This window comes from Neorhizobium descurainiae, from assembly GCF_051400715.1.
GTDB lineage: Bacteria > Pseudomonadota > Alphaproteobacteria > Rhizobiales > Rhizobiaceae > Neorhizobium.
The window spans coordinates 91,540-116,580 of the sequence record NZ_JBLFFK010000009.1; the positions used below are offsets into that span (position 1 = coordinate 91,540).

The window sequence follows — 25,041 nt, forward strand, 5'->3', positions numbered from 1 at the left end:
TCAGAGCCCGTAGATGCGAAAGGTGGGACGGCCGGAAAGCTCGCGCACCGCATCCAGCTGCTGCAGCCTTTCGAAGAGGCGTCGCGATGCGAAGCGGGAGAGCCTTGCCGTCTGCACCGTGCCGGCGATTGCGTCCTCGGACAGCAGCAGCCGGATCACATCGCCCGCCCCTTTCGAGCGCAGTTTCGGCGTGACGGCCGCGAGCCGTTCGGCGCGGCGGGCGATTTCGGCCGCCAGCCGGGAAGCTTCGGTTGCAGCCTGCGCCAGCGCCAAGCAGATCGCCCGCTCGAACCCTTCTTCGCCAGGCCTTATGCGTCCGCGCCCGCCCGCACCGCGAAACACGGCGGAGAAGCGCTGCCCCATCATCAGCGGGACCGGAACCGACCAGCGGAGCTTGTCGGCCACCAACATGTCGGCCAACCACCAGCCGAGCATTTCCGCCTCGGGGTGGATCGAAAACGCCTTTGCGATGATATCTGCGGCTGCAAAGGGTGCTGCCCGCCCACCCAGACGGAGGTCGTCGAAAGCATCGGCAAGCGATGTCAGTGCTTCGTCCCAGCGGATGCCGAGAAGGCCTGCGATCGACTGCAGTGTCTCAGTATCGAGCGCTGCCGGGCGTGAAGCAAGCCGCTTCCAGGCGGAAAGTATCTGGCCCGAAGGGCCGGGGTCGTCGCCCGGCCTGCGCAACAGCCAAGCATCACGCAACGCCCTCTCGTCCTCGATGCGTCCCGCCAGTCGCACGGCTGTTGCGGCGCATTTGAGCGCCAGGCGCTGGCGCCAGACGCCGATCCATTCCGGCTCCGTTCGAACGATCTGATCGAGCGGATAAAGCGCTCCACCCGCCATGAAGGCGGCATCCGCCGCCGTTTCGGCAAAGGCGGAGGACGCGGCCCAGCGCGGTGCCGCAAGAGGCGGATAGGACGACCGGGACGATGCAGCTTCCGGAATCATGCATCGAGCCTAAACTCGGCGTGCGTTTCTGACCATGGCTTTCGCCTGAAACCGCACGGCCTGCCCGGATTTTGCACCCCTTTTTGACGTCCGGCTGATGGAGCGAATTCGACATTTGCTCCGGAGCCCGCGGCATTGGGAAAGAAATGTCGGGCCGGCCATTAGCTGGTTTGATGGCGAGTCCTCGGTTCTGCCGCAGTCCTTCCGATCAATAGGAGTTGAATTTTGCGGATCGCCCGGCCGCCCTACATAGGGGTTTCGCCTGAGCCAAGGAGGAATTCGGTTTGCTGTTTCATCGGACGATTGCATCTTTCGCCGTGCTGCTTGCACTTTCCGCGCCGGTTTCGGCGCAGCAGAGCCGCGGCGGGGACCAGCCGCGCGACCGGGGGCGCCAGGCCGAACAAGGCACGTCCGGCGGCATCTTCAGCCTCATCCCGGCCGATTCCGAAACGGAGCACGTCTTCAAGGCGCCGTCCGGCGATCTACCCTATACGGCGACCGCCGGCACGCTCGACCTCTTCGGGCAGGACGGCAACCGCAACGCAAAGATCTTCTATACGGCCTATATCGCCAAGGATCGCACACCGGGCCGGCCGCTCACCTTCGCCTTCAACGGTGGGCCAGGTGCGGCGTCGGCCTATCTGCATCTCGGCCTGGTCGGCCCGAGGATCCTCGAATTCGGTCCAAGCGGAGACGACGGCACCACGCCGAAGCTCATGGACAATCCGGAAAGCTGGCTCGCCTTCACCGATCTGGTGCTGATCGATCCCGTCGGCACCGGCTGGAGCCGTGCGGCCAACGACGATGCGGCCAGAGGCTTCTACGGCGTCCGGCAGGATGCCGAAAGCCTCGCCAAGGCGATCGCGCTCTATGTCCAGAAGAACAATCGGCTCGATGCGCCGAAATACCTGCTCGGCGAGAGCTATGGCGGATTCCGCGCCGCCAAGACCGCGGTTTCGTTGAAGAATACCCAAGGCATCCTGACGTCCGGCATCATCATGCTGTCGCCGCTGGTCGAGGGCAAGTTCCTCGCCAATTCCGATGATCCGCTCAGTGCCGCGCTGCAGCTCCCCTCGCTCGCCGCGGCCGTGCTGGAGCAGCGAAATCAGTTCACGTCCGAACGGCTGGCCGAAGCCGAACGTTTCGCCATGAACGATTATCTCACCTCGCTTGCCGGCCCCTCTCCTGCCGGCCCGGCGGCGGATACGCTCTACGGCCGCGTCTCCGACCTCACCGGCATTCCGAGGGACGTGGTGGCTCGCACCCGCGGTTTTGTCGGGGACGTCTATGCCAAGCAGATGGGCGGGCCGGGAAAAATCGTCAGCCCTTATGACGCGACCTATGCGGTGCCGGACGCCTATCCGGAAGGCTCCTACAGCCGCAACGACGATCCTATCCTCGAAGGGTATACGCGCGCCTATGGCGCTGCCTTCGCTTCCTATGCACGCAACGAGCTGAAATTCTCGACCGAGATGACCTACAATCTCCTGAACGAGGACGTGAACCGCCGCTGGGAATGGAACGGCGGCCGCGGCGGCGATAGCCGGACGCTCGCCAGCGCTTCGACCGATATCCGCGACCTGCTCTCCGTGATCCCGACGTTCAAGCTGATGATCGCCCATGGCTACAGCGACGCGCTGACCCCTTATGGCGCCAGCCGCTACGTGATCGACCATCTGCCGCCGGAACTCGCCGCCGGCCGCGCCGAGCTGAAAACCTACCGCGGCGGACACATGTTCTACACGAAGCCGGACTCGCGAAAGGGTTTCGAAGCGGATGTGAGGACGTTCTACGGATCGAAGGCGACGGATTGAGGACTGCGTCCTCACAGAGGCGACTGTGGCGCTTCCGCCACGTCTTACCGAATGATAGCGAGGTGACGGCGATGTGATCTGCATCGCCTTGCTGGCGCCGGCCTGAAGTCGTTATTAGCCTGGGCAACCTTACTTTTCAGAGAGTCCTTTCGATCAATGATCAGCGAACACCGGCTGTCGCGGCGTGCCTTCGTGCTGGCCTCCATCTCGATGACGGCAACTCTGGCGGGCTGCGCCGCCACGACGTCATCCGCCCGACGGGTCCCCTTTCCGGAAAAAGTCAGCCGGCCGGTCGCTCCTCCGGCGGATGCGGAACTGCAGGCAAGATATGCGGCACTTGAGGATGGCGGGCACCTCATCCCTGCCATTCCCTATCAGAAGATGGATCCCAAATATTTCCGCCAGCGCGTTGTCGATCCGACCGGCGAAACGCCAGGAACTGTCGTGGTCGATACGCCCGGCCGTTTCCTCTACGTCGTCGAGCCGGGTGGGACCGCAATGCGCTACGGCGTCGGGATAGGACGCGACGGCTTTGCCTGGCAGGGCGAGGGCATCATTCACTGGCGCCAGCCCTGGCCGCGCTGGAAGCCTCCCCGCGAGATGATCGCGCGACAGCCGCATCTCGAAAAATACTCGGTCGAAAACGGCGGCATGGAGCCGGGGATCACCAATCCGCTCGGCGCGCGCGCCCTCTACATCTTCCAGAACGGCCAAGACACGCTCTACAGGCTGCACGGCACGCCGGAATGGGCCTCGATCGGCAAGGCGACCTCGTCCGGCTGTGTCCGGCTGGTCAACCAGGACGTCCTCGATCTCTACACCCGCGTGCCTTATCACGCCCGCATCGTGGTGCATCAGGAGCCTTTGAGGCCGGTTTCCACCGTTTGATATAGCCGCTGTTGTTTCGCCACGGTCGGGTCATGTAAGAGCCCGCTTTAAAACGCAGAAACAATGGGCAAAGGGGCTGGAGGCGCAAACTGGGATTGGACGAACAGGAGCCGCAATCCGACACGCTGACGCCGCGGATGCTGTCATGGGCGCGCAATTCGGCGATCTATCGCCTTGAGCGGCGGATGCATACGGAAAAACAGCTCTTCAACGCCATATTGCGGAAGGCGCTGCAGAAATTCGAGAACATCACCGAAGCACAGGCGAAGGCACTGGCCGACGCTGCCGTGAAGTTCGCCCATGGCCATAAGGCGCTTGATGATGTGGCCTATGCCGAAATCAGCACGCGCTCGGGCATGCGCGGCGGCAGGTCCAAACGAGCCATTGCTCTAAGACTGTCGCAGAAGGGTGTCGCGGGAGAGACTGTCGCAGCAGCCGTGGCCGAGGCGGACGACCTGTACGCGGCTCTTGTCCTTGCTCGCAAACGTGCCTTCGGGCCATTCCGCAAGGGAGAACTCGATGAAAAACGCAAGGCGAAGGAGCTCTCCGCATTTGCCAGGGCAGGCTTCAGCTTCGAAATCGGCAAACGGGTTTTCGAAATGCCGCTGGACGAAGCCGAAGAGGCGCTGGCTTCAGGTCGCCCCCTCTAACGGTTAAGACGGCACCTTCTGCCGGTCAGGCCCGCTTGAGAGCCGGGTCGTCGAGCGCCGGATTGTAGAAGAGCGAGAGCGTCAGGCTTCGCGCGATGCGCTCCGCCGTGGTCATGAACCAAGCTTTCGCTTCCTGATTCGGGGCAACATCGTTCAGCGTCGCGGCAAAAAGCTCCAACCATTTCGGGAAAAGCTCCGGCGTCATGTCGGCAATGCCGAGATGCGCCTGGACGGGCTTTCCGCCGTAGGCGCCGCTGCGGAAGGCACCGGAAGACCAGAAGCTCTTCATCTTCTCCATGTGCTGGGGCCAGCGCCCCGAAAGCCTTGTGTCGAATACAGGTCCCAATTCCGGATGGGCCAACACGCGGCCATAAAACGTGTCGACCAGATTGCCGATGAAAGCCTCGTCGATGCCGATCACTTTCATCTCCTCTCCGACGCGCTCGCGGATCGCTGCGACGTGAGCAGCGCGCCCCTGCAATTCGTTGTTCATGTCAAAAATCCCGGCTCTGCAGCATTCGCGGTCCGCTCTAGGTGCCGTGGACTGGCGCCAAAGACTGAACTGCCGGTTGCGACGATCTGTCAAACAACAGGCATGAAAGCGCCGACTGCGGAACGGATAAGCTGATGGCCCTCCCGCCTCCGGGAGGGCCATTTTTATCACACCCGTTCCAGCGCGACCGCGATCCCCTGCCCCACCCCGATGCACATGGTGGCGAGCGCGTAGCGGCCCTTGCGCAGCGACAGTTCCAGCGCCGCCGTGCCGGAAATGCGTGCGCCCGACATGCCGAGCGGATGGCCGAGCGCGATCGCGCCGCCGTTCGGGTTGATGTGTTCGGCATCTTCCGCAAGCCCAAGTTCACGCAGCACGGCGATGCCCTGGGAGGCGAAGGCTTCGTTGAGCTCGACCACGTCGAAATCCTTCGGCGAAAGTCCGAGGCGGGAGCAGAGCTTCTGCGTCGCCGGTGCCGGACCGATGCCCATGACGCGCGGCGGAACGCCGGCCGTCGCGCCGCCCATGACGCGGGCGATCGGAGTGAGGCCGTATTTCTTCGCCGCCGCCTCCGACGCGATGATTAGCGCCGCCGCGCCATCGTTGACGCCGGAGGCGTTGCCGGCGGTGACGGTGCCGCCTTCGATCTTGTTGACCGGCTTCAGTTTGGCGAGCGCTTCCATGCTTGTCGCGCGGGGATGCTCATCCTTGGAAACCACGACGGGGTCGCCCTTGCGCTGCGGCACGCTCACCGGCGTGATCTCCTTGCCGAGACGGCCGTTCTCCTGTGCCGCGGCGGCTTTCGCCTGGGAGCGGACGGCAAACGCGTCCTGGGCCTCACGGGAGACCTTGCAGTCGATCGCCACGTTGTCGCCGGTCTCCGGCATGGAATCGACGCCATACTGCTTTTTCATCAACGGATTGACGAAACGCCAGCCGATCGTCGTGTCGTAGATCTCGGCGTTGCGCGAAAAGGCGGTCTCGGCCTTCGGCATGACGAAAGGTGCGCGGCTCATGCTTTCCACGCCGCCGGCGATCATCAGTTCCGCCTCACCTGCCTTGATGGCGCGGGCGGCGGTGATGACCGCATCCATGCCGGAGCCGCACAGCCGGTTCATGGTGGTGCCGGTAATCGAGACAGGCAGGCCGGAAAGTAGCGCCGCCATACGGGCAACGTTGCGGTTGTCTTCGCCGGCCTGGTTGGCGCAGCCATAGATGACGTCGTTGACGGCTTCCCAGTCGATCTTGCCATTGCGCTCCATCAGCGCTTTCAACGGGATCGCGGCGAGATCGTCGGCGCGGACGGAGGAGAGGGAGCCGCCGAAACGGCCGATCGGGGTGCGGATATAGTCGCAGATATAGGCTTCGGTCATGGAATTCTCCTCAAAGTTCCGGCACGACAAGGTCGGCAACCGGCCCGTCGATGTGGAGGGTCGCACCCGTCATGGCCTGCAGTTCCTCGACGGTCATGCCGGCCAGCTTCTCGCGCAATACGAAATGACCTTGCCTGATATCGATGACCGCATGGCTCGTATAGACACGCGTGATGCAGGCAACGCCGGTCAGCGGGAAAGTGCATTTCTCGACGAGCTTCGGATCGCCGTTCTTGGTGACGTGTTCGGTGATGACGAAGACCTGCTTGGCGCCGTGGACGAGGTCCATGGCGCCGCCGACGGCCGGCACACCCTTCGAACCGACCCGCCAGTTGGCGAGGTCGCCGTTCTGGGCGACCTGCAGCGCACCGAGGATCGCAACGTCGAGATGGCCGCCGCGCACCATTGCGAAGCTGTCGGCATGGTGGAAGAAGGCCGAGCCCGGCTTCAGCGTGACGGCCTTCTTGCCGGCGTTGATGAGGTCCCAGTCCTCCTCGCCGGCAGGTGGCGCCTCGCCGAAGTTCAGGATGCCGTTTTCCGTGTGAAAGATCGCCTGCCGGCCGGGCGGCTGGTAGCGGGCGACCATTTCCGGAAAGCCTATGCCGAGGTTCACATAGGCGCCGTCGGCGATGTCCTGCGCGGCGCGCCAGGCGATCTGGGCGTTGGAGAGCTTGATGTCTTCGCGGGTGTCAATCTTCTGTGTATCGGGGGTCATACGTAGGCCACTCCGGCTCGAATGAGCTCTTCTTCCTGCTGCGGGTTTGCGACTTCAACGACACGGTCGATGAAGATGCCGGGGGTCACGACGTGCTCCGGATCGATCTCGCCGGCCTTGACGATCTTCGAGACCTGAACGATCGTCTTGGCCGCCGCCATGCACATCAGCGGATTGAAGTTGCGGCCAGCCTTGTTGTAGGTCAGGTTGCCGTAGGTATCCCCGAGATGTGCTTTGACGATCGCGAAGTCCGCTTTCAGCCAGCGCTCCTGCACGTAGTGCCGGCCGTCGAACTCGGCGATCACCTTACCCTCGGCAAGCTCTGTGCCATAGGCCGTCGGTGTGTAGAAGGCCGGAATGCCGGCGCCGCCGGCGCGGATGCGCTCGGCGAGCGTGCCCTGCGGCACCAGCTCGAGCTCGATCTCGCCTGCAAGATACTTGTCGGTAAAGGCGCGCGGATCAGATGACTTCGGGAAGGAACAGATCATTTTTCTGACCATGCCCGCGTCGATCATCGCGGCAATGCCGATACGGCCGTTGCCGGCATTGTTGTTGATGACGGTGAGGTTCTTCGGCCCCTTGTCGATAAGGGCGTGGATAAGTTCGATCGGCGCGCCGGAACCGCCGAACCCGCCGATCATGACGGTCGCGCCATCGCCGATTTCCGAGACGGCTTCCGCCAGGCTCCCGATTGTCTTGTCCATAGGGATTTCTCCTTGCCTCGCTTCAGGCCCGGAAATCGGTCCTTCCGCGCCTCCTTATTCAGACATAAATCGCGGCAAAGCCGACAGCAAGAAGTTTGTGCGATAATTGACTTTTGTTCATATATCGCACATTATCTTTTCGCGTGGTGGAGGAAGTCATGCGGGAAACGGATTTCGTCAGTGGTTTTGCGCGAGGGCTGAAGGTGATCGAGGCCTTTGGTGAAACGACGCCGAAGCTCACGATCGCGGAAGTCGCACGAGCGACGGAACTGGACCGGGCCACGGCGCGCCGCTGCCTCCTCACCCTTGCCGAGCTCGGTTATGCCGATCACGACGGCAAATTTTTCGCGCTGACGCCGAAGATCCTGCGGCTTGGCCATGCCTATCTCTCGGCAACCCCCCTGCCCCATATCGTCCAGCCGTTTCTCGACAAGCTGTCGGAGGAAGTGCATCAGAGCGCGTCGGCCAGCGTGCTGGACGGCACCGAAATCGTCTACATCGCCCGGGCCTCTCAAAAGCGTGTCATGTCGATCAACCTGATGCCGGGAAGCCGCCTGCCCGCCTATTGCGCTTCCATGGGACGCGTGCTGCTCGCGGCCTTGCCGGAGGAAGAGGCGCGGGAGTTGCTCGGGAAAACGGTACTGAAGGCATTCACGCCGAATACCAAAACGAACCCTGCCGAACTGATGCAGGAACTCGCCCGCATTCGCTCTGAAGGCTTTGCGGTCATCGACCAGGAGCTGGAACTTGGCCTCTGCTCGATCGCCGTGCCGCTCACCAACGATCGCGGGCGGGTGATCGCTGCGCTCAATATCGGCGCGCCGGCGGCGCAAGTATCGGCAGGCGAGATGGCTGAGCGCTACCTTCAACCACTGAAGACCGTCGCGAAATCGCTGAAACCTATGCTGCGCTGAAACCATCAGCCGGATGAATCGATCAGACTGCATCGATTCATCGAAGTCGTTGGACGGCGGAATCGTCGCTTGCGATTCTGCCTCGCATGAAAGACGAACCGCTTCTTCTCACCCGCCGCGACCCCTCCCGCAATATGGCGCGCTTCTACATGCTGACCGTCGAGCCGGACCTTTTCAATGGCGTAGCACTTACCCGCAATTGGGGCCGTATCGGCACCAAAGGGCGTTTTCGCATTGAGCTTTTCGGCTCGCGCCAGGAGGCGGAAGGGCGGCTGGCGGCGATCGCAAACCGCAAGGTAAGGCGAGGATACAGGATGGCCCCGGAAGGTTGACAGCTGACAAGTGCCGCGCGGTCGCTTTCGTTCATTGTGGATGGGACCGCGCATCGATGATCAGACCCTAATCCTCGCTGGCGCCCCGGCGCCAGTAGGACACGACCAGATGTTCATGCTTTTTCAGGCCCTGGTCGTTCCGCAGGTGGGCGCGGATTGCGCTGAAGGCTTCGAATTCGCGCGGCAGGCGGCTCCTCCAGGATCATCTGAGCGATCATCGCTGGGCTCTGACGCCGAGGGCTGTCGAACTGGTGGGGCAAATCCTCTCGCCTTCGCCCCTCGTGCCCGAACTGCGCAATCTCTATCTCGAAGGCCGGGCGGTCGAAATTGTCGCGGAGAGCCTTGCCGTCGCCATGCAGGCGGAGCCTCGCATCGATGATGGAGCGATCCTGACGCACAAGGACAGGATCAAGCTGCAGCGCGCCGTCGATGTCATTGCCGCCAATCTTGTAGTTCCGCTTACCGTCGAGATGATCGCGCGCGAAGCCGGCGTGAGCGCCAGCGGTCTGCAGAAATTGTTCCGTCAATCCGTGGGGCTCAGCGTGTTCGAATATGTGCGGCAGCAAAGGCTTGAGCGGGCGTTTACCGCCTTGCGGGCGGAGGAGGTCACCGTTTCGGAGGCAAGCCTCATCGCGGGTTATTCCAATCCCGCCAATTTCGCGACAGCCTTTCGGAAACGGTTCGGTAGAACGCCCCGGCAAGCCGCCCGCCCCGGGTAGCGTGCGAATCCCCATATATGCCGTGGCACCGGCCGAGATCGCCAGCGGGTTCTATGATCGGGTGGGAAGGATCGGCATGTCCCCCTTTCCTAGACTGAGCGCTTCCGCAAGCTCCCTGCGGGCGCCATTGACCAGGACTTCCATTGCCTTGCGCGCACCGTCCGGATCACGCATCCGGATTGCCTCCAAGACGGCGCGATGAATGTCGAGCGCTCGTTCGTGTGACTGGCTTGCCCGATTGGTGATGCGGAAGCTCGCCAAAAGGGCTGCGCCGATCGCAGTGGCGAATTGCCTGAAAACCCAGTTGCCGGAAGCGTCGATGATCGCCGTGTGGAATTCCAAGTCCGCATCACTCCACGCATCCGTATAAAGCGAATGGGCGGCGACCATGTCTTCGAAAGCTTCCGCGATGACCATGATCTGCTTGGTCGTTGCGTTTTCCGCGGCTGCCGCAGCTGCCGCAGGCTCCAGCACGAGTCGTGCGTCCACCAACGACTTGTAGAACAGCTTGTCTTTCGGATGTCGCATCGCGGCATCCAGGACGATCGGATCGAGATAGTTCCATTGCGCCCGAGGCAGGACGATCGTGCCCGCACGGGTGCGCGACCGGACCATGCCCTGCGCCACCAGATGCTGCATCGATTCACGCAGCGTGGTTCGGCTGACCCCGTAATGATCCTTGAGCTCCGCCTCGTTCGGTAGCGTTGAGCCTTCGGCGATCTCGCCGGAAACAATCTTGTCGATGAGGACGTGAAGGAGATTGTCCTTCACGGGACGACGGCCCCCCTTGCCGCCATTTCTCCCGCTCATTCTCCCAGCTTCCGGCATATCCGCTCCACCCTCGTGATCCCTGAACGCTTCCATACTCCAACTGGGCCTAAAGATAAATCGCATTTAAATTGACAATAAATACGATTTATTTTAGATCGCAATTGGAGGTGCCGGAGGAGACCCGAACACCGACAGCTGACGATCCTGCAGAACGGCAGGCCTGAGCCCGTGCGCGCTTTGATGCGTTGCGCGAACGAGATCGTCTGTCGCTTGTCGAGAACAAGGATCGTCTCCATCGCACGGATGCGAATGTATCGGCGCTGCAGCCGGCCGATGAGTTGGAAGACTGATGAAAATTACCAAGCTGACCACCTATCTCGTCCCGCCGCGCTGGTTGTTTCTGAAGATGGAAACGGACGAGGGCGTCGTCGGCTGGGGCGAGCCGGTGGTCGAGGGCCGTGCGCTGACGGTGCAGGCGGCCGTGCATGAGCTCGAAGACTATCTCATCGGCAAGGACCCGTTCCTGATCGAGGATCACTGGAATGTCCTTTACCGCGCCGGCTTCTATCGCGGCGGTGCAATCCACATGAGCGCGCTGGCCGGCATCGACCAGGCGCTCTGGGACATCAAGGGCAAGGCACTTGGTGTGCCGGTGCATTCGCTGCTCGGCGGACAGTGCCGCGATCGGATCAAGGTCTATTCCTGGATCGGCGGCGACAGACCCTCGGATGTCGCCCGCAATGCCAGGGACGTCGTCGCCCGCGGTTTCAAGGCGATCAAGCTCAACGGCTCGGAAGAGATGCAGATCGTCGACACCAACGAGAAGGTGGACAAGGCGGTCGAGACCATTGCCGTCATCCGCGAGGCGGTCGGCCCGCATATCGGCATCGGCGTCGATTTCCACGGCCGCATCCATAAGCCGATGGCCAAGGTGCTCGCCAAGGAGCTCGAGCAGTTCAAGCTGATGTTCATCGAGGAACCGGTTCTTTCCGAGAACCGCGAGACGCTCAAGGAAATAGCCAATCACTGCTCGACGCCGATCGCGCTTGGCGAGCGGCTTTATTCCCGCTGGGATTTCAAGCAGGTGCTGGCGGACGGCTATGTCGACATCATCCAGCCGGACCTGAGCCACGCCGGCGGCATCACAGAATGCCGCAAGATCGCGGCGATGGCGGAAGCCTACGACGTGGCGCTCGCCCCCCATTGCCCACTCGGGCCGATCGCGCTTGCCGCCTGCCTCCAGGTCGACGCCGTCAGCTACAACGCCTTCATTCAGGAGCAGAGCCTCGGCATCCACTACAACGAGGCGAACGACATCCTCGACTACATCGTCAACAAGGACGTCTTTGCCTATGCAGACGGTTTTGTCGCCATCCCGCAAGGCCCTGGTCTCGGGATCCAGGTCGACGAGGAATACGTCATCGCGCGCGCCAGGGAAGGCCATCGTTGGCGCAACCCCGTCTGGCGTCATGAAGACGGCAGCGTTGCCGAGTGGTGAGAATTTGAAGGCCGGCAGCTGCCTGGCCGCATGAGATTGTCGGACACATCGCATGGCCGATGGTTCGGGAGTGGGTGGGGAGACCACCGTTTTGACTGGAACCAAAGGGAGAGGTTCAATGAAAGGTAGAATGACGAAACTTGCAGCCGCCATCGCCCTCGCCATGTTGGCCACCGCCGCAGCCGGCACGATCGCGACCGCGCAGGAAATCCGGGCCAAGCTTGGCCATGCCATGCCGCAGGAACATCCGCAGGCGGTCGCGCTCAACAAGTTCGCCGAACTCGCCGGCCAGTATACCAACGGCCGCGTCAAGGTCACCGTGTTCCACGGCGGCATGCTCGGCGGCGACGACAAGATGCTGCAGTCGACCCAGAGCGGCACGCAGGAAATGTTCTACGGTTCGCTGGCGCCGATCGCCGGCAAGATCAAGGAAGTGCAGGTTTTCGACTTCCCCTTCCTGTTCGGCAACATGAAGGAAGTCGACGCCGTCTTCCTCGGCACGATCGGCAACAAGCTGATGACGCTGCTCGAGCCGCACAACCTGCACGGCGTCGCCTGGGGCGAAACCGGCTTCCGCCAGCTTTCCAACAACAAGCATGAGGTCAAGACCGCCGACGACATCAAGGGCCTGAAGGTCCGCGTCATGCAGAACCAGGTGGCTCTCGACAGCTGGAAGGCGATCGGCGCGAACGCGCTTCCGATGTCCTATGCGGAAGTCTTCACCGCGCTCGAAACCGGCGCGCTCGACGGCCAGGAAAATCCGTACATCCACATGTACGCCAACAAGATCTATGAGGTCCAGAAGTACGGCACGACGACCAACCACGTCTACACGCCCTGCATTCTCGTCACCTCGAAGAAGTTCTGGGAACAGCTGACGCCGGCCGATCAGGAAGCGATCGTCAAGGCCGGCAAGGAGTCCATGGTGTATCTCCGCCAGCTCATGGAGGAGGGCAATGCCAAGGTGGTTGCCGATCTCGAAGCCCAGGGCATGACGGTCGACACGCTGCCGGAAGCGGAGCTCGCCAAGCTGCGCGAAGCCACCAAGCCGGTCATCGAGAAGTACAAGCCGATCGTGGGCGCCGAACTCGTCGATGAGATCCAGGCCACGATCGCCAAGGTTCGCGCCGGAAACTAATCGTTTCCCCGCATCGGTCCGGCCCTTGCCCTCCCGGAAGGGCCGGACCATCAATCTCTTTTCTATGGGGGAGCGCCCATGATTTCCCGCATCCTGTTCGGCACGCTGGAAAAACTGTTGATGGCCGCGCTTGCGCTGATGGTCATCCTGATTTTCGGCAATGTCGTCCTGCGCTACGGCTTCAATTCCGGCATCACACTGTCGGAAGAGATGTCGCGCTTCATCTTCGTCTGGCTGATCTTCATCGGCGCCTTCCTGACGCTTCGCGACCGTGCTCATCTGGGCGTCAACAGTCTGGTACGAGCCATGCCGTTCAAGGCTCAGCGCGTCGTCCGCATCGGCGGCGACATTGCCACCCTGGCCTGCTGCTACCTGCTCGGTCTCGGCGCCTGGCGCCAGACCATGGACAACCTGGAGAATTACTCGCCGGTCGCCGGCATTCCGCTCGGTTGGGTCTATTTCTCCTGCGTGCTCTGCTGCGTCGGCATGGCCGTTCTTCAACTTCGTTCGATCTTCGATGTCGCGACCGGCCGGATTCCCGATGAGGAAATCTTCGCCAGCAACGCCGAAGGCCTGGTCGAGTAAGCGGCGAAGGGGACAACGCGCATGACTATTCTTGTTTTCGTCGGCTCGCTCTGCGGCGCAATGCTGCTCGGCATCCCGGTTGCCTTCTCGCTGCTGATCTGCGGCGTCGTTCTGATGATCCATCTGGACATCTTCGACGTCCAGATTCTTGCCGAGAACGTTCTCGACGGCGCCAATAATTATCCGCTGATGGCCTTGCCCTTCTTCGTGCTCGCCGGCGAGATCATGAATGCGGGCGGCGTTTCGAAACGCATCGTCGCCGTGGCGATCGCGGCGGTGGGCCATTTCCGCGGCGGCCTCGGCTATGTGGCGGTCTTCGCTGCGCTGATCCTTGCCGCAATCTCCGGTTCGGCGATCGCCGACTGCGCAGCGCTTGCCGCCGTCGTCATTCCGCTGATGCGCCGTTCCGGCTATCCGGTGCCGCTGTCGGCCGGTCTTATCTCCTCCGCTGGTATCGTGGCGCCGCTTCTGCCGCCGTCCATCCCTTTCGTGGTCTTCGGCGTCGCCGCGGAGCTTTCCGTCACGCGGCTTTTCATGACCGGCATAGCACCGGGCCTGATGATGGCTGCGACGCTCATGGTCACCTGGTATTTCTATGCCCGGAAAGACCCGCGCATGGCCTCCGACCAGAAGTTCGACATGGGCCGCCTGCTCAAGGCGCTGAAGGAAGGCGTCTGGGCGCTCGTGCTCCCGGCGATCATCATCGGCGGCATGAAGACCGGCGTCTTCACGCCTACCGAGGCCGGTGTGGTGGCCGTCGTCTACGCTTTCCTCATCGGCATGTTCGTCTACGGAGAGCTGAAAATTTCCGTCATGCCGTCCCTGCTGCTTCAGGCGGCGAAGACGGCGAGCACGATCATGTTCCTCGTCGCCGCAGCCTACGTCTCGGCCTGGCTGATCACGGTCGCGAACATTCCCCAGGAAATCGGCGAATCGCTTGCACCATACATGGAGAACAAAACCCTCTTCATGTTCATGCTGATGGTCATCGTCTTCCTGGTCGGCACCGCGCTCGACCTCACCCCGACGATCCTGATCCTTACCCCGGTCATGATGCCGCTCGTCAAGCAGGCCGGCATCGACCCCTATTATTTCGGGGTGATGTTCATGATGAACAATGCGATCGGCCTCATCACGCCGCCGGTCGGCACGGTTCTGAACGTCGTATCGGGCGTGGCGCGCGTCGAACTCGATCAGGTCATCAAGGGCATGCTGCCCTTCCTGATCGCCTATACCGTGCTGCTCTTCGTGTTCGTGCTCTTCCCCGAGCTGATCACCGTGCCGGCAAGCTGGCTCCGCTGACCGCTGGAGGGCGGTTTTACCGCCCTTCCGTTCTTCCTCCTCTTTCGATGGCGATCCCCATGTCCTTCAAGCAGCTTTTCGATCTGACCGGGCGCACGGCGCTCATCACCGGCTCCACTCGCGGCCTCGGCTTTTCCTATGCGGAGGGCCTGGCGGATGTCGGCGCCAACGTGATCGTCAACGGCACCCGCGCCGAAGGTGTGGCGGAAGCCGTTTCGAAGCTCGCCGGCAAGGGTTACAAAGTCTCCGGCAAGCATTTCGACGTCGGCAATGAGGCCTCGATCGTCGAAGCCTTCAAGGCCTTTGACCGCGAGGGGGTCGAGATCGACATCCTCATCAACAATGCCGGCATCCAGTTCCGAAAGCCGATGGTCGACCTGGACGTCGAGGACTGGCAGCGGGTGCTGGACGTCAATCTGACCGGCTCGTTCGTCATCGCCCGCGAGGCGGCGAGGCGTATGATCGCCCGCGGCCGCGGCGGCAAGATCGTCAACATTGCCTCGCTGACCAGCGCCGCCGGCCGCGCCACAGTGGCGCCCTACACCGCCTCCAAGGGCGCGATCACAGCAATCACCCGCACCATGGCGGTCGAATGGGCGCCGCACAACATCCAGTCGAACGCGATCGGCCCCGGTTACATCCTGACCGACATGAACCAGGCGCTGATCGACAACAAGGAATTCGACGCCTGGGTGCGTGCCTCGAACCCGAGCGACCGCTGGGGCAAGCCGGAAGAGCTTGTCGGCGCAGCGATCTTCCTGTCGAGCGCGGCCTCCGACTACATCAACGGGCAGACGCTTTACGTCGACGGCGGCTGGCTCGCGCAGCTCTGACGAGCCGTTGCCCCATCTCGAAAACTCAAGGAAATACCGGATGAAAGCCGTCGTCATTCACAAGGAACATGATCTCAGGATCGAGGAGCGCAGCGTTGGCGAACCCGGTCCGGGCGAAGTACGCATCCGCCTGAAGGCGGGCGGGATCTGCGGTTCCGACCTCCATTACTATCACCATGCCGGGTTCGGCACGGTGCGCGTCCGCGAGCCGATGATCCTCGGACACGAAGCCTCCGGTGAAATCGCCGCCATCGGCGAAGGTGTCACCCATCTTACTGTCGGCCAGCGCGTGGCGATCAACCCCAGCCGGCCCGGCGGAGATTGCGAATTCATGCGCGAAGGCGAGCGCCAGCACGCCATGGACATGCGCTTCAACGGGTCGGCCATGCGCTTTCCGCATGTCCAGGGCCTGTTCCGTGAGGAGATCGTCGTCGAGGCCGAACAGGCCGTACCGGTTGCCGCCGACACGCCTTTTGAGGAAGCCGCCTGCTGCGAGCCGCTTGCCGTCTGCCTGCATGCGATCATGCAGGCAGGTTCGCTGGTCGGCAAGCGCGTGCTCGTCACCGGCACCGGCACGATCGGCTGCCTGACCATCCTCGCCGCTCGTTTTGCCGGCGCGACCGAGATCGTCGCGACCGACATCTCGGATTCGGCGCTCGAAATCGCCAAGGCCGTCGGCGCCGACAAGGCGTTCAACACGGCCAAGGAGCCGGATGCGCTTACCCCCTACGCAGAGGCCAAAGGCACCTTCCATGCTGCTTTCGAATGCTCCGGCAACGGCGCGGTCATGGCCGGCCTGCTGAATGTCGTGCGTCCCCGCGGCACGATCGTCGCAGTCGGCCTCGGCAAGGAAGTGAGCCTGCCGATCAGCGCGATCGTCACCAAGGAAATCGTGCTGCGCGGCACGTTCCGCTTCGACGCCGAATTCGAATGGGCCGCCAAGCTCATCGCCGAACGCCGCATCGACGTGCGGCCTCTTCTCACCGCGCAGATCCCGATGGAGCGGGCGGTCGAAGCCTTCGAGCTCGCCAGCGATCGCACGAAGTCCATGAAGGTTCACCTGGTTTTCTGACCTCCACAGGCACACTCTACACGTTCACGGAAAAAGCCATGAAGATCACAGGCATCGAAACCGTCCGCATCGCCGAGCGCGAAAACATCCTTTGGGTTCTCGTCCATACCGACGAAGGCATTACAGGTCTCGGGGAGACCTTCTACGGCGTCCAGGCCGTGGAAGCGCATGTGCACGAATACATCGCGCCCCGCGTCATCGGCCGTGACCCGCTGCAGATTGATCTCTTGGCGCAGGACCTCGTCGGTTATATCGGTTTCCGTTCGTCCGGCGCCGAAGTACGTGGCAATTCTGCATTCGACATCGCGCTCTGGGATATTTTCGGCAAGGCGGTAAACCAGCCGATCGCCCAGCTCCTCGGCGGCTTCAGCCGCCGGGAAATCCGCACCTATAACACCTGCGCCGGCACGGAATATGTCAAGCGCAACACCGGACAGCAGACCGGCAATTACGGACTCAATGCCGGTACCTCCTATGATGACCTGAACGGTTTCCTCTACCGCGCCGACGAGCTGGCGGAATCGCTGCTGGAGGAAGGCATCACCGCCATGAAGATCTGGCCCTTCGATGCTGCAGCCGAGAAGACCCGAGGCCAGTATATCTCGTTACCCGACCTGAAGCTGGCGCTGCAACCTTTCGAAAAGATCCGCAAGGCGATCGGCGACAAGATCGATATCATGGTGGAGTTCCACTCCATGTGGCAGCTCTTGCCGGCCATGCAGATCGCCAAGGCGCTGGCACCCTATCAGACCTTCTGGCACGAAGACCCGATCAAAATGGACAGTCTTTCGAGCCTCAAGCGCTATGTCGAGGTCTCGCCCGCGCCGATCTCGGCATCCGAAACACTCGGCTCCCGCTGGGCTTTCCGCGACCTTCTCGAGACCGGCGCCGCCGGCATCGTCATGCTTGATATCGGCTGGTGCGGCGGTCTGTCCGAAGCCCGCAAGATCGCGTCCATGGCGGAAGCCTGGCACCTGCCAATCGCCCCGCACGACTGCACCGGTCCGGTGCTGCTCTGCGCCTCGACGCATCTTTCGCTGAACGCGCCGAACGCGCTCATCCAGGAAAGCGTGCGCGCCTTCTACCGGACCTGGTATCGCGATCTCGTGACCGCTTTGCCGGAGGTCCGGAACGGCATGATCACCGTGCCGCCAGGCCCGGGCCTCGGCATGGAGCTCCATCCCGAGCTTGATCGGACCTTCACGGCGACAAGACGCAAGTCGGACGCACAAAGCATCTGACGATCTTCACGCCCGATCGGTCCAGCGAATTGCAAGGCCCATTGGCGATATGTGCCGGGTGCAGGCGGCTGCATGCCGGTGAGCCAAGCGGCCGGACCTATTGACGTCCCGCTCGTTCTTTCATGCGCGGCGTAGCCGCCGTTACCCGACAGACGGATGGCATTCAGCCATTAGGGTAACTTGCTCAAACTCTTCCAGCGGTCATACAACGCCGTATATCAGGCATGTCTTGCGGAGGAGACGATGGGCCACACAGGCAACGGTGACCGCTATATCCGCCGAACGTTCGAAGGCGCGGGCATTTGAGGCAACGGCCGCGCAAGCGGGGTATATCCCGCCGGATGAGTTGGATTCTGATGGCTCTCGCGTCGGTCGCCGTCTGGATCGGATTGATCACCGCCGGTATGCAGCTTTTCAAGGCGTTCGGCCTGACCGGCAGCTGACAATTTCCGCGAAAGACCTTCCGCAGCACTGCCGGCCGGAAGGGTCCAAAATCTGCCGGAGGAACGGGACGTGACTGCCGAGATGAACTTTTCCGGATTCCACCCGTCCGACGGCCCGAGACTGTGACGGGACTCAGGCCGATGGTACGGAATCCGGTTCCGGCTCGTCGCTTCTGCCTTGCTTTTCGGGAACATTGCCATTGCTTTCCGCCCGGTCCCGGTGGAGCGCTGCGCGGGCGAGCAACATGAAAGTTACGGGGGTCGTTACCGTCACGAAAATCCCGATCAGGATTTCATGGAGCACCGGTCGTGACGAAGCAACGGAAAAGAAGATCATCGATGCCAGCATGACGCCTCCGATCCCCCAACTCGTGCCAAGTGTGGGCGCATGGATCCGCTCGTAGAAAGTCGGCAAGCGCAGGAAGCCGATCGCGCCGATCAGCGCCAGCGACGCGCCGACGAGCAGGAAGAAGGCAACAGCAACGGCGGCCCAGAGAGGGATGTCGGCAGCGGAGTGTATCACTCGATCACCTCCCCGCGCATGAGGAATTTTGCAAGAGCGACGGTCGCCACGAAACCCAGCATGCCGATCACCAATGCGGCTTCGAAATAGATGACACGACCCGTGCCGATACCGAAGGTGACGAGCAACAGCATGGCGTTGATGTAGAGGGTATCGAGGCCGATGATGCGGTCCTGCGCGCGCGGGCCGCGGAACATGCGTATGGACGCGATGGCCATCGCCGCCGCAAGCATGAACTGGGCAAGCGAAACGGCGGTGAGGAGGATAATGGCGCTCATTCGAATATCTCCATCAAGAGCGTCTCGTATCGGCTCTTGATCATCTCGATCCATTGATCTTCATCGATCACGTCAAGCACATGCAGCAGAACCGTCCGATCGACCGAATCGTATTCGAGCCAGGCCGAACCCGGCGTGCTGGTGAGGATGACGGCAAGAAACGCGAGCGCCGTGCGGTCTTCCATCTCCAGCGGTACGGTCAGGAAACTCGACGTGTGTCCCTTGGACCGTCCTCTCAGAATGACCGATGCGACCGCCAGGTTGGAGCGGACGATGTCGTAGAGGACGATGCCGAGCAGCTTCGGCAGCAGATACCACTTCCTCAGTTTCGGCTTGTCCGGACGGAGAGATGCCATCGCCCAGGAGGCGAAAACCGCAACGATGGCACCAAGCACGAAGTGACCGGGCGTGAAGCCGTTGAGGAGCAGCCACATGACGATCAGCGAAAGGGTGAGAAGCGGATAGGGCAGCATATCAATCCCCCTTTCCGTTACCGGTTGTGCCGGCATCAGGGCTCTCGACCACCGCCGTATTCCTGACCGCATCGATATAGATCGACGGATTGCTAAGTGTACGGATGGTCGTATCCATATACTGCATGGCTGGCTCCGCACGCACCGTCAGCACAAGCGTCAGTGCCAGGAGGAACATCACCGGCACGATCTCGATCACCAGGACGCGCGGGACGGTTCCTTCAATCGAGCTCCAGAAGGTTCTTATGCCGGCGCGGGTCATCGAGATCAACGCCGCGACACCCGAAAGGATCACCAGTATGATCAGCGCCCACACCGCGGCGGTCGGCGGCACGCCGATCGCGCCTGTGCCCATCATCGCCGACAGCATGGCAAATTTGGCGACGAAGCCGGAAAGCGGCGGCAGGCCGGAAAGCAGGAGGCCACATGCCGCAAAGCAGGTGCCGAGGATCGCCATCGTCCCCGGCATGGTCACGCCGTCCCCCTCTTCCGGCTCGTCCTCCTCCGCATCGCCATAGGCCTCCATGGTAACGGCCAAGACATTGGCGCCGGCGTCCTGACCGCGTTCAACGAGTTCGATCAGCATGAAGAAGGCACTGATCGTCAGGGTGGAGCTGACGAGATAAAGGAGTGCGCCGGAGGAAACCGCGCCGTCGTTGATGCCGAGCACCATCAGCAACGTTCCCGACGACACCAAAACCGAAAAGCCTGCAAGCCGACCGAGTGCCTGGGAGGCGAGGACGCCGATGGTTCCGAAGATCAGCGTGGCCATGCCCCCGTAGAGCAGCACGCCCGACCCGAAGCCGGCCGACGGTCCATCGCCGAAAAGCAACATGGTGAGCCGCAGGATGATGTAGATCCCGAGCTTGCTCAGGATCGCGAAGATGCCCGCAACCGGGGCCGATGCGGCGCTGTAGGCCGTTGGAAGCCAGAAACAAAGCGGCCACATGCCCGCCTTGATCAGGAACGCGATGCCAAGCACGCCCGCGCCTGCCTCCATCAGCATGCGTCGATCCGGCTCGATATGGGGGATGCGAGCCGCGAGATCGGCCATGTTGAGCGTGCCTGCCGTACCGTAAATCAGGCTGACGCCAATCAAGAAGAGAAGGGCTGCGGCAAGGTTGACGGCGATGTAATGCATGCCTGCTTTGACGCGCAGAGGCCCGGACCCGTGCAGCAAAAGGCCGTAGGAGGCAGCGAGCATCACCTCGAAGAAGACAAAAAGGTTGAAGAGGTCGCCCGTCAGAAAGGCGCCGTTCAATCCCGTCAGCAGGAGCTGGAACATGGTATGGAAGTGCGCCCCGACCGCGTGCCAGCGCGCGAGGGAATAGACGAGCGCCGCAATCGCGAGCACTGCCGTGAGGAGGAGCATGAGGGCCGACAGCCCATCCAGCACAAGCACGATCCCGAACGGCGCAGACCAGTTGCCAAGAAGATAAACGCCGTCAAAGCCGTTCGGGCTGCTTTCGATCCGGAACAGGACGAACGAAATCCCGGCGAGAAGAAGTGTCGAGCCAAGGCTGATCATAGCCTTGGCCACGCGCTGACGTTCATCGATGAACAGCAGGAGCGCTGCCGCCATAAGGGGAAGCAGGATCGGCGCGATGATCAGGTGATGCGACCAGCCTATCATTTCGGATCACTCCTGCCGTCCACATGGTCGGTGCCCGTCAGTCCGCGGGAAGCAAGAAGCACGACGAGGAAAAGGGCCGTAGTGGCGAAACCGATGACGATCGCGGTCAGCACAAGCGCCTGAGGAACCGGATCCGCGAGCGTTGAAATGGCCACGTCATCGGATAGAATCGGCGGAACGTTGGTCTTCACGCCGCCGACGCCGAAGATGAACAGGTTGACGGCATAGGACAAAAGCGAAAGCCCGATGATGACCTGGTAGGTGCGCGGGCGCAGGATGAGCCAGACGCCGCAGCTCGTCATCACTCCGATCGCTATGGACAGGATGATTTCCATCAGGCCTCCTTCCCCTTCTCCGCCTCGATCGCCCGCAGGCGGTTGATGCGGATGGACTGGTGCGCCAGCGCGACGAGAATGAGAACTGTCGATCCGACCACCAGCGAGAAGACGCCAAGGTCAAAAAGCAATGCCGTCGCGGCCGGTACCTTTCCGATCAAAGGCAGCTCGATGTACTGAAAATGCGAAGTCAGGAACGGATAACCGAGGAACCAGGCGCCTATGCCTGTCGCCGCCGCGGTCAAAAGACCTGCACCCATCCAGCGAAGCGGCAGGATGCGGATGCGGTCCTCCGCCCAACGGGTACCGCCGGCCAGATACTGCAGCAGGAAGGCGATTGAAAGCGTCAGACCCGCCGAGAACCCGCCGCCCGGCAGGTCGTGACCCCGCAGGAAGATATAGACGGCGAAGGTTATGATGACCGGAAACAGCCATTGCATGATGACCGAGGGCACCAGCAGATAGTCGCGCACCGTATCCCCTGCGGAGCGTTCCGGACGCTCCTCGTCAAACCGGTTCTGTATCTGCTGCTGCTCGGGCATGTCCATGCTGTCGGGAGCGGGCCGGAAACGCCGCAGTAGGGCGTAAACGGTGAGCGCGACGACACCGAGAACAGCTATCTCACCGAGCGTGTCGAAGCCGCGGAAATCCACGAGGATCACGTTGACGACGTTACGCCCGCCACCTTCGGAATAGGCGTTTGCAAGGAAATAGTTGGCGATCGCGTCGGGAACGGGCATGGTCATGACGGCATAGGAGATAAAGGTCATGCCGATGCCGCAGCCGACCGCCAGCGCCAGGTCCCGGAAACGACGGAAGCGCGCGCGTAACGTGATCTTCTCGTCCAGGCCTTCCGCCCGCTTCGGCAGCCAGCGCAACCCCAGAAGGATGAGGACCGTCGTCACGATCTCGACCAGAAGCTGGGTGATCGCAAGATCCGGAGCCGAAAGCCACACGAAGGAAACGCAGACGATGAGCCCCACGCCGCCAAGCGTCACCAACGCGGCGAGCCGGTGGTATTTGGCGAGATAGGCCGTGCCGAGAGCAAGGGATATGCCAAGCAGCCAGATTGCCGCAAACGTGGGATCGACACCTGAGAAGACAAAGGGACGTGTTTCAAACCCGGACAGATAAAGAGGCAGGAGACCGGCCATGAAGCCGGTCGCCACCACCCAGCGAAGCTGTGGCTGCAGGTTGCGCGTGCCGACCCGCTGTTCGGCCATGCGCGCCCAGCGCCATGACACTTCGACCAGGATGCGTTCGAATATGCGCTGGCCTTTCAACCGGCGCAGGACCGGCGGCCCGTCCTCGCAGGTGGCGAAATAGTCCTTCAGGACGAAATACAAGGCGGCCCCGCCCAGAAGGGCGGTGATGCTCATCATCAGCGGCAGGTTGAACCCGTGCCAGACCGCAAGGCTGTATTCCGGGGTGTCCGCCCCCAGCACGCTGACGACGGCCGTGTGGAGGAAGGGACCTATCGAAATGGCGGGGACAATGCCGACGATCAGGCAGCAGACAACAAGGAATTCGACCGGAAAGCGCATCCAATGTGGTGGTTCATGCGGTTTCTCCTTGGGGAGATCGTTCGGCGGCGGACCGAAGAAGACCGTGTGGATGAATCGCAACGAATAGGTCACGCTAAACGCGCTTGCCAGCGTTGCGACGTAAGGAAGAATGCGGTCCAAAATGGAATCGGCGTGGGTTTCCACCGCCTCGGCGAAGAACATTTCCTTCGACAGGAAACCGTTCAGCAAAGGCACGCCCGCCATTGCAGCGCTGGCGACCATGGCCAATGTCCCCGTGATCGGCAGGAAACGGAAGAGCCCGCTCAACCTGCGCATATCGCGCGTGCCGGTCTCGTGGTCGATGATCCCGGCCGCCATGAAAAGGGACGCCTTGAACGTCGCATGGTTCACCATGTGGAAGATCGCAGCCACGGTCGCAAGCGGGCTTCCCAAGCTGAGCAGTGTCGTAATCAAGCCGAGATGGCTGATCGTGGAATAGGCAAGCAGGCCTTTGAGGTCCTGCTGGAACATTGCAAAATATGCGCCCAGCAGAAGCGTGATGATCCCGGCGGCACCAACGATCCAGAACCATTCATAGGTCCCCGCCAAAGCCGGCGACAGGCGCGCGAGAAGGAAAACGCCTGCCTTGACCATGGTGGCCGAATGAAGAAACGCCGATACGGGTGTGGGTGCCGCCATCGCGTTCGGCAACCAGAAATGAAAGGGAAATTGGGCACTCTTCGTCAGCGCGCCGAGCAGGATGAAAATGAGCGCCGGCAGATACAAGGAATGGCCCCGAATGATATCTCCCGATTGCAGTATCTTATCGAGGTCGTAGCTGCCGACGATGTTGCCGAGCAGAAGCAGGCCGATCAGCAGGCAAAATCCCCCGATGCCGGTCACCGTCAACGCCATACGTGCGCCGTCGCGCGCCGCGGCTGTATTGTGCCAGTAGCTGATCAGCAGGAAGGAAAAGATGCTGGTCAGTTCCCAGAAGACGGACAAGAGGATGACATTGCCGGAAAGAACGATCCCGAGCATCGCTCCCATGAAGGCGAGCAGAAAAGAGAAGAACCGCGGGACGGGATCGTCCTCGGACATGTAATAGCGGGCGTAGACGACCACGAGGAACCCGATGCTGGTGATCAGCACCGAAAACAGCCAGGCGAAGCCATCCATCCGAAGCGTGAAATCGAGGCCGAGCTGCGGTACCCACTCCGCGTGAAAACGAAGAACCTCACCTTCGGAAATTGTCGGATAAGCCGCCGCGGCGATCAGCAGACATAGCAGCGTAACCGACCCGGCGGCCCAGGAAGGCAACGTGCGAGAAAGAGTATTCAGCAGAAAGACGGAGATCAGGCTTCCGAGGAAGGGCAGGACCAACAGGATCAACAGAAAGTACGGTCCCAACGTTACCCCAATGTTCCGGCCCTTTGCGTGTTCTGGTCCTGTGATCTCTCGCTAAGGTCTTCCCTGCGGCCCTAGCAATTTGATCTGAAATACCATATATGAAAGATATTGACCAATATGGGTAGTATTCAGCGATGGGTCAAGCCGACCACCCGAAGATTTTGACGCCGGCTCTGTGTCGGGCAGCTCGTGGTTTTCTGGATTGGACGCAGTCGGATCTTGCTGATCGGGCTGGGGTGTCGCGCAGTACGATACGTGATTACGAGGGTAGCCGACACGATGTGCATCGCGCCACGGAAGCGCAGTTGCGCCTCGCTTTCGAAAACGGCGGCCTGACGTTTATCAATATCGAAGGTAATAATATCGGCATATGTCCGAAACATGGCTCCCAAGCGTAAGCAAGCAGGAGATTCAATGGCGTGCCGCGCGGCGATGGAGGTATCATAGG

The 25,041-nt window shown here is 61.8% G+C and carries 26 protein-coding genes; 14 read left to right on the forward strand and 12 right to left on the reverse strand.

The window, feature by feature from the left end:
- Positions 1-951: a DUF1403 family protein gene (locus tag ACMGE0_RS17155; RefSeq protein ID WP_436817085.1), complete on the reverse strand. Its 951-nt coding sequence runs from the start codon at positions 949-951 to the stop codon at positions 1-3.
- Positions 952-1,235: 284 nt separating this feature from the next.
- On the opposite strand from ACMGE0_RS17155, the gene ACMGE0_RS17160 reads away from it, so the two are divergent.
- The 3 genes from ACMGE0_RS17160 (at position 1,236) to recX (ending at position 4,303) form a co-directional block, all read left to right on the forward strand.
- Positions 1,236-2,765, forward strand: coding sequence for a S10 family peptidase (locus ACMGE0_RS17160; RefSeq protein WP_436817086.1), 1,530 nt, complete (start codon positions 1,236-1,238; stop codon positions 2,763-2,765).
- A gap of 156 nt (positions 2,766-2,921) precedes the next feature.
- Positions 2,922-3,653, forward strand: coding sequence for a L,D-transpeptidase (locus ACMGE0_RS17165; RefSeq protein ID WP_436817087.1), 732 nt, complete (start codon positions 2,922-2,924; stop codon positions 3,651-3,653).
- A gap of 95 nt (positions 3,654-3,748) precedes the next feature.
- Positions 3,749-4,303: a recombination regulator RecX gene (recX, locus tag ACMGE0_RS17170; RefSeq protein WP_436817088.1), complete on the forward strand. Its 555-nt coding sequence runs from the start codon at positions 3,749-3,751 to the stop codon at positions 4,301-4,303.
- Between the two features lie 25 nt (positions 4,304-4,328).
- Here the strand turns inward: recX and ACMGE0_RS17175 are convergent, their stop codons facing one another.
- The 4 genes from ACMGE0_RS17175 to ACMGE0_RS17190 all read right to left on the reverse strand — a co-directional run bounded on the left by ACMGE0_RS17175 (position 4,329) and on the right by ACMGE0_RS17190 (position 7,588).
- Positions 4,329-4,796 carry a group III truncated hemoglobin gene (locus ACMGE0_RS17175; protein ID WP_436817089.1) on the reverse strand — a complete coding sequence of 156 codons (468 nt, stop codon included), beginning with the start codon at positions 4,794-4,796 and terminating at the stop codon, positions 4,329-4,331.
- A 167-nt stretch (positions 4,797-4,963) separates the two neighbouring features.
- Complete coding sequence (gene pcaF / locus ACMGE0_RS17180; RefSeq protein ID WP_436817090.1) at positions 4,964-6,169, reverse strand: 3-oxoadipyl-CoA thiolase; 1,206 nt, start codon at positions 6,167-6,169, stop codon at positions 4,964-4,966.
- Positions 6,170-6,179: 10 nt separating this feature from the next.
- Positions 6,180-6,884 carry a CoA transferase subunit B gene (locus ACMGE0_RS17185; protein WP_436817091.1) on the reverse strand — a complete coding sequence of 235 codons (705 nt, stop codon included), beginning with the start codon at positions 6,882-6,884 and terminating at the stop codon, positions 6,180-6,182.
- Entirely contained in the window at positions 6,881-7,588 is a 708-nt protein-coding gene (locus tag ACMGE0_RS17190; RefSeq protein WP_436817092.1) for a 3-oxoacid CoA-transferase subunit A, read from the reverse strand. Before ACMGE0_RS17190 ends, ACMGE0_RS17185 begins: the two co-directional genes overlap by 4 nt.
- Before the next feature lie 158 nt (positions 7,589-7,746).
- Between ACMGE0_RS17190 and ACMGE0_RS17195 the strand changes: the two genes are divergently transcribed.
- The 3 genes from ACMGE0_RS17195 to ACMGE0_RS17205 all read left to right on the forward strand — a co-directional run bounded on the left by ACMGE0_RS17195 (position 7,747) and on the right by ACMGE0_RS17205 (position 9,553).
- Positions 7,747-8,502, forward strand: coding sequence for an IclR family transcriptional regulator (locus ACMGE0_RS17195; RefSeq protein ID WP_436817093.1), 756 nt, complete (start codon positions 7,747-7,749; stop codon positions 8,500-8,502).
- A gap of 86 nt (positions 8,503-8,588) precedes the next feature.
- Complete coding sequence (locus ACMGE0_RS17200) at positions 8,589-8,834, forward strand: WGR domain-containing protein (protein ID WP_436817094.1); 246 nt, start codon at positions 8,589-8,591, stop codon at positions 8,832-8,834.
- Between the two features lie 161 nt (positions 8,835-8,995).
- Positions 8,996-9,553, forward strand: coding sequence for a helix-turn-helix transcriptional regulator (locus tag ACMGE0_RS17205; RefSeq protein ID WP_495885022.1), 558 nt, complete (start codon positions 8,996-8,998; stop codon positions 9,551-9,553).
- A 51-nt stretch (positions 9,554-9,604) separates the two neighbouring features.
- On the opposite strand, the gene ACMGE0_RS17210 is transcribed toward ACMGE0_RS17205, so the two are convergent.
- Positions 9,605-10,363 (reverse strand): FadR/GntR family transcriptional regulator, encoded by a 759-nt coding sequence (locus ACMGE0_RS17210; protein ID WP_436817096.1) that lies wholly within the window; start codon positions 10,361-10,363, stop codon positions 9,605-9,607.
- A gap of 310 nt (positions 10,364-10,673) precedes the next feature.
- Here ACMGE0_RS17210 and dgoD point away from each other — a divergent pair, with 310 nt between their 5' ends.
- The 7 genes from dgoD (at position 10,674) to ACMGE0_RS17245 (ending at position 17,993) form a co-directional block, all read left to right on the forward strand.
- Positions 10,674-11,822 (forward strand): galactonate dehydratase, encoded by a 1,149-nt coding sequence (gene dgoD / locus ACMGE0_RS17215; protein WP_436817097.1) that lies wholly within the window; start codon positions 10,674-10,676, stop codon positions 11,820-11,822.
- A gap of 130 nt (positions 11,823-11,952) precedes the next feature.
- Entirely contained in the window at positions 11,953-12,960 is a 1,008-nt protein-coding gene (locus ACMGE0_RS17220) for a TRAP transporter substrate-binding protein (protein WP_436817098.1), read from the forward strand.
- Between the two features lie 78 nt (positions 12,961-13,038).
- Positions 13,039-13,545: a TRAP transporter small permease gene (locus ACMGE0_RS17225; protein ID WP_436817099.1), complete on the forward strand. Its 507-nt coding sequence runs from the start codon at positions 13,039-13,041 to the stop codon at positions 13,543-13,545.
- A gap of 21 nt (positions 13,546-13,566) precedes the next feature.
- Positions 13,567-14,847 (forward strand): TRAP transporter large permease subunit, encoded by a 1,281-nt coding sequence (locus tag ACMGE0_RS17230; protein WP_436817100.1) that lies wholly within the window; start codon positions 13,567-13,569, stop codon positions 14,845-14,847.
- 59 nt (positions 14,848-14,906) lie between these two features.
- Complete coding sequence (locus tag ACMGE0_RS17235; RefSeq protein ID WP_436817101.1) at positions 14,907-15,680, forward strand: SDR family oxidoreductase; 774 nt, start codon at positions 14,907-14,909, stop codon at positions 15,678-15,680.
- A gap of 40 nt (positions 15,681-15,720) precedes the next feature.
- Complete coding sequence (locus tag ACMGE0_RS17240; RefSeq protein WP_436817102.1) at positions 15,721-16,752, forward strand: L-idonate 5-dehydrogenase; 1,032 nt, start codon at positions 15,721-15,723, stop codon at positions 16,750-16,752.
- 38 nt (positions 16,753-16,790) lie between these two features.
- Entirely contained in the window at positions 16,791-17,993 is a 1,203-nt protein-coding gene (locus tag ACMGE0_RS17245; RefSeq protein ID WP_436817103.1) for a mandelate racemase/muconate lactonizing enzyme family protein, read from the forward strand.
- Positions 17,994-18,569: 576 nt separating this feature from the next.
- Here ACMGE0_RS17245 and mnhG read toward each other — a convergent pair.
- Genes mnhG through ACMGE0_RS17275 form a run of 6 tightly spaced genes read right to left on the reverse strand, consistent with a single transcriptional unit; the run spans position 18,570 to position 24,578 of the window.
- Positions 18,570-18,959, reverse strand: coding sequence for a monovalent cation/H(+) antiporter subunit G (gene mnhG / locus ACMGE0_RS17250; RefSeq protein WP_436817104.1), 390 nt, complete (start codon positions 18,957-18,959; stop codon positions 18,570-18,572).
- Positions 18,956-19,237: a K+/H+ antiporter subunit F gene (locus ACMGE0_RS17255; RefSeq protein ID WP_436817105.1), complete on the reverse strand. Its 282-nt coding sequence runs from the start codon at positions 19,235-19,237 to the stop codon at positions 18,956-18,958. The genes mnhG and ACMGE0_RS17255 overlap by 4 nt, the downstream gene beginning before the upstream one ends.
- Positions 19,234-19,710 carry a Na+/H+ antiporter subunit E gene (locus ACMGE0_RS17260; protein WP_436817106.1) on the reverse strand — a complete coding sequence of 159 codons (477 nt, stop codon included), beginning with the start codon at positions 19,708-19,710 and terminating at the stop codon, positions 19,234-19,236. Before ACMGE0_RS17260 ends, ACMGE0_RS17255 begins: the two co-directional genes overlap by 4 nt.
- A 1-nt stretch (position 19,711) precedes the next feature.
- On the reverse strand, positions 19,712-21,343 hold the full coding sequence (locus tag ACMGE0_RS17265) for a monovalent cation/H+ antiporter subunit D (RefSeq protein ID WP_436817107.1): 1,632 nt from the start codon (positions 21,341-21,343) through the stop codon (positions 19,712-19,714).
- Positions 21,340-21,678, reverse strand: a complete 339-nt coding sequence (locus tag ACMGE0_RS17270) for a Na+/H+ antiporter subunit C (protein WP_085421159.1) — start codon at positions 21,676-21,678, stop codon at positions 21,340-21,342. Before ACMGE0_RS17270 ends, ACMGE0_RS17265 begins: the two co-directional genes overlap by 4 nt.
- A complete protein-coding gene (locus ACMGE0_RS17275; protein WP_436817209.1) occupies positions 21,678-24,578 on the reverse strand; it encodes a monovalent cation/H+ antiporter subunit A in 2,901 nt (966 codons plus the stop codon). Before ACMGE0_RS17275 ends, ACMGE0_RS17270 begins: the two co-directional genes overlap by 1 nt.
- Positions 24,579-24,727: 149 nt before the next feature.
- On the opposite strand from ACMGE0_RS17275, the gene ACMGE0_RS17280 reads away from it, so the two are divergent.
- Positions 24,728-24,991: a helix-turn-helix domain-containing protein gene (locus ACMGE0_RS17280; RefSeq protein WP_436817108.1), complete on the forward strand. Its 264-nt coding sequence runs from the start codon at positions 24,728-24,730 to the stop codon at positions 24,989-24,991.
- The last annotated feature ends 50 nt before the right edge of the window (positions 24,992-25,041 follow it).